The organism is Frankia sp. CeRuru1, assembly GCF_977966315.1.
This window is the reverse complement of record NZ_CDWWEW010000217.1, coordinates 1-8,882: the sequence shown is the minus strand read 5'-3', so window position 1 is coordinate 8,882 and position 8,882 is coordinate 1. Positions and strand designations below refer to the sequence as shown.

Here is an 8,882-nt window from a genome sequence, read left to right as displayed (position 1 = left end):
GTTGGACCAGACCGGCAGGGTCGGCGCCTCGACCTCGACCTCATCGAGCCGGGCGGCCAGCGCCGTCGCCGCTCCCGCCACCACCGGGCTGTGGAAGGCGCACGCGACCGGGATCGGCTTGGCGCTGATGCCGGCCCGGCCGAGAGCCGCCACGGCGGCGGCAACGGCGTCCGTCGGCCCGGAGATCACGCTCTGCCGCGGGGCGTTGTGGTTGGCCACGACGACCCGGCCCGGTCCGGCCTCCCCACCCGCACCGGCCCCGTCGAGCACGGCGCGGACCTGCTCGACCGACGTGGAGACCGCCGCCATCGTGCCCGGTTCGTCGCCAGCGGCCGCCAGGATCGCCGCGGCACGGGCCTCGCAGGCCGATGAGGTCCCGCCGGTCCAGTACCCCGGCGGCGCACAGCGCGACCAGTTCGCCGTAGGAGTGCCCGGCGACGTGGTCCGGGCGCACCCCGAGGCTGGTCAGCAGGTCGTGAACGGCAAGCCCGGCGAGCCCCAGCGTCGGCTGGGCCGCGCGGGTGTCGGTGATCGCGGCTGCCTGGGCGGCCTTCTGCTCCCGGGAGAAGGCCGCCGGCGGGAACATCGTGTCTGCCCACCGGGGAGCGAGGTCCAGTACGGACCGCAGCCGTGGGAAGGCGATGAACAGGTCGGCGAGCATGCCGGGCCGCTGACTGCCCTGGCCGGGGAAGAGGAACGCGGTGGCACCCGGATCCGCGTCCTGGTCCCGGGTGAACAGGCCCGCCCGAGGGTTCGACGCGAACGTGCGCGCCTGGTCGATGGCGGCGGGCAGCGCGTCGAGGTCGTCGGCGACGAACGCGAGCTGGACCGGGTCGCCGCGTTCCGCACAGACGGTGGAGGCGAGGTCACGCAGGCGGAACGGCCGTCCGGCCGCGTCGTTCGCGGCGATCAGCCCGGCCAGCCGGTCCAGCGCCCGGGTGGCCGCCGCCCGGTCGGTGCCGCGGACGACGAACAACTCCGCGGGCCAGCGGTCGAGGCCATGGGCGGGCTCGGGTCCGCCGTCATAGGCGGACAGCACGACGTGGAAGTTGGTGCCGCCGAATCCGAAGGCCGACACGCCGGCGTGGCGCCGCTCGGCCGGGGCGACCCACGGCTTGGCGACGCCGTCGAAGTAGAACGGGCTGGTCTCGGCGTCCCAATAGGTGTTCGGCGTGTCGATGTGCAGGGTCGGCGGCCGCACCCCGGTCTCGACGGCCTTGGCCATCTTGATCAGACCGGCCAGGCCCGCCGCGCACTTCGTGTGCCCGATCTGCGACTTCACCGAACCCACCGCGCACTGGCCCGGCGTCGCACCGTGGTTGGTGAAGACCTCGGTGAGGGTGGCGAGCTCGGTGCGGTCCCCCACGACCGTTCCGGTCGCGTGCGCCTCCAGCAGACCGATCTCGCTGGGCGAGATCCCCGCCCGCCCGTAGGCCCGTTCCAGGGAGAGCACCTGGCCGGCCTTGCGCGGCGCGGTCAGCCCCAGGGCCCGCCCGTCGGAGGAACCGGCGACGGCCCGGATGACGGCGTGGATCCGGTCGCCGTCCCGTTCGGCGTCCGCGAGCCGCTTGAGCACGATGACAGCCACCCCCTCGCCAAGGCTGGTGCCGTCGGCGCCCGCGTCGAAGCTGCGGCACCGCCCGCCCGGAGACAGCGCATGGACGGAGGAGAACAGCAGGAAGTCGTGGGCGCCCGCGTGAGTGTCCACGCCGCCGCACAGCACCATGTCCGAGGTGCCCGCGACGAGCTCCTTGCAGGCGGCGTCAAGGGCGGCGAGCGACGACGCGCAGGCCGCGTCCACGGTGAAGTTCACCCCGCCGAGGTCCAGCCGGTTGGCGACCCGGCCGGCGATGACGTTCGCGAGCATGCCCGGGAACGAGTCCTCGTCCAACTCCGGCAGGAACTCCTCCAGCTCGGCCGGCAGGTCCCCGAGCAGCGCCGGCCACAGGGAACGGAAGCTGTAGGCACCGGAGAGATCCGTCCCGGCCTCCGTGCCGAAGACCACCGATGTGCGGGAGCGGTCGAACGCCCGGCCCTCGCCGACGGTCTTCTGGCCCACCTCCTTCTGGCCCACGTCGTACCCGGCGCCGCGCAGCGCGCGGGCGGCGACCTCCAGCGCGAGGAGCTGGCTGGTCTCGATGCTGCGCAGCGACTTCGGCGGGATGCCGTAGGCCAGCGCGTCGAACGGCACCTGCGGGAGGAAACCGCCCCATCTCGACGGAGTCCTGCGGCCGGCGTCCCTGAGCACCGCGTCCGGGTGGTAGTAGACCTCGGCGTCCCAGCGATCGGCCGGGACCTCGCGGATGGCGTCGTTGCCGGCGACGATGTTCGCCCAGAAGCTGGCCAGGTCCGGGGCATCCGGGAAGATCGCGGACATCCCGACGATCGCGATGTCGAGCGGCCGGGCGCCCGGACGGTCGGGCGCCGCGATCCGCTCGGCGGACCGCAGCTCGGCGGACCGCAGCTCGGCGGCCCGGGCGGCGAGCCCGGCCGTGGCCTGCGCGGTGACCTCGTCATGCAGCTCGGCGATGCTCGTCCGCCGCGAACGCAGGGCGGCGACCTGCCCGATCATGTACATGCCGTCCCGGGCCTGGGCCGCGGGATCGACCGTGACGACCTCGCTGCCCTCACGGCGCAGGCCCTTACTCGCGACCCGCAGCCGGCCGAGGTTGAGCGCCTCGAGCTCCTCCCACATCTGCTGGCGGGAGTGGCCGGCGGCGATCAGCTCACGGCGACGGCCCAGAAAGGTGTGGACGTACGCGGACTCCACGCACCGGGTGGCGTGACCGGGGGAGGTCTCGAGCAGCACGGTGCGCTTACAGTCGAGAGCGGCCTGCTGGAAACCCGGCAGGATCGCCCCGGACGCGACGGCCTCGGCGGTGAACAGGTACGCGGTGCCCATCAGCACGCCAACGCTCGCGCCCCGCTCTGCGAGCGGCCCGGCCGCCGCGGCGACCATCGCAGCGGAACGGGCGTCGTGCACGCCCCCGGCGAACAGCAGATGCAGGCCCGCGAAGAAGTCCGGACCGGCCTGATCGGTCGCGCCGAACTCCAGCAGGCCGGCGATCTGCGCCTCCCACAGCGGGAAGCTCGCCCGCGGCCCGACGTGCCCGCCGCACTCACGCCCCTCGAAAACGAACTTGCGCGCGCCGTCGGCCAGGAAGCGGTTCAGCAGCCCCGGGGACGGGACGTGCAGGAACGTGTCAATGCCGGCGGCCTCCAGCGGGGCCGCCTGTGCCGGGCGACCTCCGGCGACGATCGCGCAGGGAGGACGCACGTCATGCACAGCGGCGAGTTGGGCGGCCCGCAGCGGTGCCGGGGCGAACCCAAGGACCCCGACTCCCCAGGGCGCGTCCCCGAGCAGGTCCGCGGTCTCCTCCAGCAGGGCGCGGCTGTCCTCGCCGCTCATCAGCGCCAGAGCGAGGAAGGGCAGCCCGCCCTCATCGGCGACGGCACGGGCGAACGCCGCCCGGTCGCTGACCCGCGTCATCGGTCCCTGCGCGACCGGGTGGCGCAGGCCGCGGGCAGCGGCGAAGGGCGCACCGGGGGCGAGGGGACGGGTACGGGTGGCGGCGGCGATGCCCTCGCGGATGCCCTGGCGCACGGCCCGTACGACACCGCCCGCGGTCACGTGGCGGTCGGCGAGATCGGCGGCGAACGCTCCGTCCTGGCCGACCGGGAGGAACTGGTTACGCAGATCACGCGCACCCAGCCGGCACGGGATCGCCGTGGCATCGCCCGCCATGGCGTCGCCCGCCATAGCGGCGACAGGAAGATCGGGACGGGTGTACACCCGGTAGCCGGCGAGGAGGGTGGTCTCGCTACCGTCCATCGCGCGGACCGCCGCCGCGACCTGTGCCGGCAGCTCCATCTCACGCACCAGGGCGAGCTGGGAGTCCAGGACCACACCGGCCGCGCCGCCGGCCACCGCGGCCGCCGCGGTGGCCGGACCGATCCCGCCAGCGGCGAACACGGGCAGCGGCGCGCCCTCGGTGGTGACGAACGCCTGCGCGAGCAGATGTTGCAGGAGGGTGAAGGTGGTGAGGTCGCCTACGGGCCCCCCGGACTCGTTGCCTCGCGCGATCAGCCCCTCGGCCCCCGCCGCCACCGCGTCGCACGCCTGCGCGACCGAGGTGACCTCCGCCCAGACCCGGCGCCGCGCCTCTCCACGCGGCCCGCTCGCCTGCAACCGGCTCGTCAGCGCGCCGATGTCCCAGCGGCTCCCCGGACCCGGCCCGGCGTCCGCCCACGCGACGGGGCCGGATCGGGGATCCGGACCGGACCGGACGACTAGTACGACGGTCCCGACGCTCGCGGGCAGCTCGTCGGGATCGAGGGGGCAGCCGGGAGCGACCCGCACCCCGAACCGGCCCGGCGCCCACCGCGCGGCGTCCCGCAGCGCGTCACGTGCCGGTCCGGCCAGCAATCCGAGGTCCAGCACCCCGAGCCCTCCGGCCCGCTGCACCGCGGCGACCAGGGGCGCGGACGGTTCAGCGAACGGCGTGATCACCACGACCAGCTCGCGGGCGTCGAGCGGATCGCGGTCGGCGGGATTGGCCGGCGAGGCCACGGGTGACGCGCTGGGTGCAGTGGTCATCGGCTGGTCCTCCCGACCGGTCCCCGCCTGGGGCAGGGCGCTGAGGGGGCAGAGGCTGAGGGGGCTGTGCTGGTCCGCATGGGCGGGCAATCGCTGGTCCGGATAGGCGGGTAATCGCTGGTCCGCGTGAGCGGGTATCTCAAGGGCAGGCGGACAGCCGGCAGACCCGGGGCCGACGGCGCGTCCGCTGCCGCCCGATCGCCGCGGCGGCACATCGAGGCCATAGAACTCACCCACCGAACCAGCATGATCGATTTGTTCCGGACGACAGGACCGCCCGCATCATCCAGACCTCCTGGTCAGTGCCGCCGGGACGGCAGACATCCGGGAAGCCGCATCCGCCCTGAGTATGCGAAAAGCGAACCAACCCCCAACAGGCTGTCGCGGAACTGGTGTCCCCCGGTCCCACGGCGGCCGCATCCGGTTAGCCGACACGGGATTGCCAACGTGCGCGGAATACTAGCCGGCCCGGTTGGGATCATTGCGTGGTGCCGGACCACAGCGTTGATCGTGGGCCCGTCGGACCACTGGCGCGGTCGCCGTGACCAGGTCCGGACGGCATCCGGTCGCCCGCTCGCCCACCGCCGGACATCGATGAGGATGTCGCGGATCGGGATTACACAGAGCCTGCAGGGGTGTGCACCGGGCGACGTCATCAATCGCCGCGGCCATCGATGGAGGTTACGAATGAGTAACACGCAGGTCGCTATCCCGGTCGCCAGTCGCAGCGGTTTCTCTTCGGTATCGATCACCCAATGCGGCGATGAACAGCTGTGGCTACTTCCCGGCAACACACGCCCGCATGCGCAGGGCCTGGAAAAATCGGATGCGAGGACGACGCCCCGGGAGGTATGGAATCACGGGCGGGCACCGTCCTGAAAATCGATCGTGGTCGCCGCCGGCCGGGTCAGGCGCTGACGGGCGGGGACTGACTCCTTCAGACCCCATGCGGACCAGAAGGGACATCGGCCAACCTAGTCACAGCGCGCCATCGATCGCAAGCTTATCCGATCAACTTTCCGGCAACGACCTCAATAGGGATACTAATAGCAACATTTCAGCCACAATAAGCGATAGTCGTCGCGGAGCGCGCAGGACATGACCGTCGGGACCGGTCAGGCGAGGCCAGATCGATTACCACGGACCGGCTTTGTTACTCGAGTGGGATCATCGACACGCGACCGTCGGCACCGGGAACGGACACGCAGCGTGTCCGTTCCCGCCACTGTTCGATCATCGGGACCGGCCTCTCGCCTCATCCCTTCGCGCCGAAATGCCGGCGGCCCCGACGGAGAGGTCGATCATGATTGCCGCCATCGGCGGATCAGGTGCCGGCGACCGCACCCCGCGCGGTGGCGCACCGGGGTTCGCGGCTCGGATCGAGGTCGTAGATCATCGGCACCGCCGCGGATCCCGCGGATCCCGCGGATCGAACATCCACGGCAGCAGCCTCATGACCTCATGACGTCACAGTTTCAGGGCCGCGGGTTGCCGGGGGCCGCGAACGCGCTCGTCTCCCGCTGCCACGCGATCGCCAGCTGGGTCCGGTTCGTGCACCCCGTCGCCACGAGCGCATGGGTGAGATGGTGCTTTACCGTGTCGATGCTGATGCACAACGCCTCGGCGACTTGGCGGTTGGAACGGCCTTCGGCGACGAGACGGACGACGTCGCGCTCGCGCGCCGACAGCTTGCCCGCGACCGACGGGCCCGGGTCCGCCCGGATGTAGAACCGCAGGAGGTTACCGAGGTGCCGACCGAGAACCGCCCCGACGGCGCGGTCCCGCGGTCCGAACGCGCCCGGCCGAGAATCCAACAGGGACACCACGGCGCCCACGTTCGACGGACCGAACAGGCGGATGAGCAGCTTCGCGTGGATGCCGTGTGCCCGCAGAAACCGCTCCAGGCGCATCCGCACCTCCGGGCGTTCCGGGATGCCGAGATCGTCAAGGGTGGCGAGCCCTCGCTCGCGGACCGAACGCAGGCTGTCCGGATTGCTGAGGGCCTCCAGCTCCCGGTAACGCTCCAGGTAGGGGCCTGCGAGTCGAAGCGCCAGCCCGCGACCGGTGGGCCGGGCGTCCTGGAAGGCGGTCTCGAGCGAGGAGCCCAGGAAGAAGGCGGAATGCCGGTAACCGAGATGCCGGGCCATGCCGTCCAGGGCGAGCTCGCGGAAGGATGCCAGCGACGACGCCCGCTCGCAGTCCTCCACCACGCGCAGGATGCCGCGCAACTCGGCCGCGCCGAGAGCCAGGTCCCGCGGCATCGGCGCGGCACGCGCCACCGGAGCGGACCGGACGGGCGGGCCGCCAGCCGGGACCGCACGGCCGCTGCCGCTCGGCACCTCGCCGCGGCCCATCGGCGAGCCGCCCATCGGCACACCGCTCCCCGGTGGGCCGGAGCGCTGGTGAAGCGGTCGCCCCGCACCGGCGCCGGTGGCGGCGGAATGCCGGGTGGTCGGCGAGCGGTGCGGCGGGGTCAGCGGTGCGGGTGAGCTCGCGGAGACACGCCTCGCGACCCGGCCCGCCGCAGCGGCCTCGGCGGATGTGTCGACGGTCACGCCAATTCGCGGCCGATGTAGTGCGTCCTCACCGATAACATCATGCGGGCGGGAAACTCGGTCGGTCACACGTGCCTCCGGGGGGGTCAGAACTCAGAACCGACGCCAGGCCTCGTCCGCTAGGGACGATGCCGCCAGGTTGATTTCCGGCGAAGTTGGACAGGTTCGGCAAGCGTAGGGCCCATCTCCCTCGCTACGCCAGCGGTCACCCACGCCCCCCTGATCACACTCACCCCCGTATCTTCGGCGCAGCCGGGGAAAACGCGACCTTAACGCACGTAAACGTTTGGGATGACGCCGTCCGGCAGCCCCCGGCAGTGGCTCGAGGTGATTTTTCCCTCCCACTGGCACCGCCCGTCGGGGCTACCTCACAAGTACGAGATTGGCTCCCCCCGGCTTCGATCGCGGTCGCGAAAGAAGCCGGAAAACGTCCTCCGGCACGGGTGAGCCTCGGATCCCGACCAACATCGACAGCATGAACATTGGTCACGTAGGGTAGCCACAACGGCAGCGCACAGTTTCGCCAGCGGCCCGCGGCCTGCCCCGGAGGGGTGGAGTTCCCCGCTCCCTGCACGGACCACCCATCCCATGGTGCCGCTCCACGACGACGACACATCGAGCGCGGACACCATCGAGCGCGGACACCATCGAGCGCGGACACCATCGAGCGCGGACACCATCGAGCGCGGCCGGGGCCCGCGATGTGGCCATGCGCCGATCATCGACCGGCCGAAGCCCCAGGTCGAAGCCACAGCGGGAGACCAAAGCCACGGCAGGAAAGAGGTAGAGGTACGAAGGCGATGACCTTGGGGCGGTCGGTCTTCCTGGTCGTGATGGGTGCCATCCTGCGCTACGCGCTCACCTGGCGCACCACCGGAGTGGATCTCCAGATTCTGGGCCTGATTCTGATCATCATGGAGATCGTGACATCGATGATCTGCCTGCTCCATGCCTTCCTGCCGGCACCGGCACGGGCCACCGCGCGTACCCGCGGACCGGGGCGGACACCGATCGGGCCTGGTCCCGGCCCGATCGGGCGGCACCTCGAACGAACGGCGGCGCTCGGCACATACCGGTACGGCCCACCGCAGCCCGGGTCCGACACGATCCAGACGGATGCCGGCCACCTCGATGCCGGCTACACGGGTCCCGGTCACACGGGTCCCGGTCACACGGAGAGCGACCGCACCGGCGCCGGCTACGCGGACGCAGTAGACGACGGACCCGGCTCGAGGGCAGGGTACCCACCCCCGTACCCGCCGCGGTTCACCGAATCACCGTCCCCCTGATCGCGGCGCCCCGGCCACCGGACCGTCGACCTCCCACCTAAAATCTATCTTTACAATAAACTGTATGACTATTTACAATAGACGCAATTCGCGCGCACGATGTACAGCATCGCGACGCCGTGGCACGTCGAGCTTGCGGTAGATGCTCTTCAGGTGCGTCTTCACCGTGTTCACGGAGACGAAGAGCTCGGCGGCGATCTCGGCGGTCGTCAACATCGTCGGCAGATAGCTGAGGACCGCGAGTTCCCGGTCGCTGAGCCGGTCACTCGCCCCGGGTCCCCGCCCGTCCATGGAACCGGGTGAGCGCTCGCGCGCCCCTGGCTGCCCTAGAGAGATCGGACTCGTTCCCATCCCAAGGCCGTGGCCCGCCGGACCGGAGCGAGGGCCGCGCGGGACGTCGACCCCCTGACGGTCACAGTTAGGCGGCGCCGAGCGCGCCGC

3 protein-coding genes and 1 pseudogene are annotated in these 8,882 nt (G+C 71.6%); 1 reads left to right on the top strand and 3 read right to left on the bottom strand.

Features of this window, described 5'->3' with window-relative positions:
• Together AC08OP_RS15640 and AC08OP_RS15635 are read right to left on the bottom strand one after the other, a co-directional pair.
• Positions 1 to 4,597: pseudogene (locus AC08OP_RS15640) on the bottom strand (beta-ketoacyl synthase N-terminal-like domain-containing protein); the annotation flags it as partial.
• Positions 4,598 to 6,072: 1,475 nt separating this feature from the next.
• A complete protein-coding gene (locus AC08OP_RS15635; RefSeq protein ID WP_476614875.1) occupies positions 6,073 to 6,966 on the bottom strand; it encodes a helix-turn-helix transcriptional regulator in 894 nt (297 codons plus the stop codon).
• Between the two features lie 986 nt (positions 6,967 to 7,952).
• Between AC08OP_RS15635 and AC08OP_RS15630 the strand changes: the two genes are divergently transcribed.
• Positions 7,953 to 8,441 carry a hypothetical protein gene (locus AC08OP_RS15630; protein ID WP_476614874.1) on the top strand — a complete coding sequence of 163 codons (489 nt, stop codon included), beginning with the start codon at positions 7,953 to 7,955 and terminating at the stop codon, positions 8,439 to 8,441.
• A gap of 72 nt (positions 8,442 to 8,513) precedes the next feature.
• Here the strand turns inward: AC08OP_RS15630 and AC08OP_RS15625 are convergent, their stop codons facing one another.
• Positions 8,514 to 8,732, bottom strand: a complete 219-nt coding sequence (locus AC08OP_RS15625; RefSeq protein ID WP_476614873.1) for a response regulator transcription factor — start codon at positions 8,730 to 8,732, stop codon at positions 8,514 to 8,516.
• Positions 8,733 to 8,882 lie beyond the last annotated feature (150 nt).

What these genes read in the sequence shown, in the direction of transcription:
- AC08OP_RS15635 (WP_476614875.1), bottom strand. Translation starts at nt 6,966, where the DNA reads ATGGGCGGCTCGCCGATGGGCCGCGGCGAGGTGCCGAGCGGCAGCGGC.
- AC08OP_RS15630 (WP_476614874.1), top strand. Translation starts at nt 7,953, where the DNA reads ATGACCTTGGGGCGGTCGGTCTTCCTGGTCGTGATGGGTGCCATCCTG.
- AC08OP_RS15625 (WP_476614873.1), bottom strand. Translation starts at nt 8,732, where the DNA reads ATGGACGGGCGGGGACCCGGGGCGAGTGACCGGCTCAGCGACCGGGAA.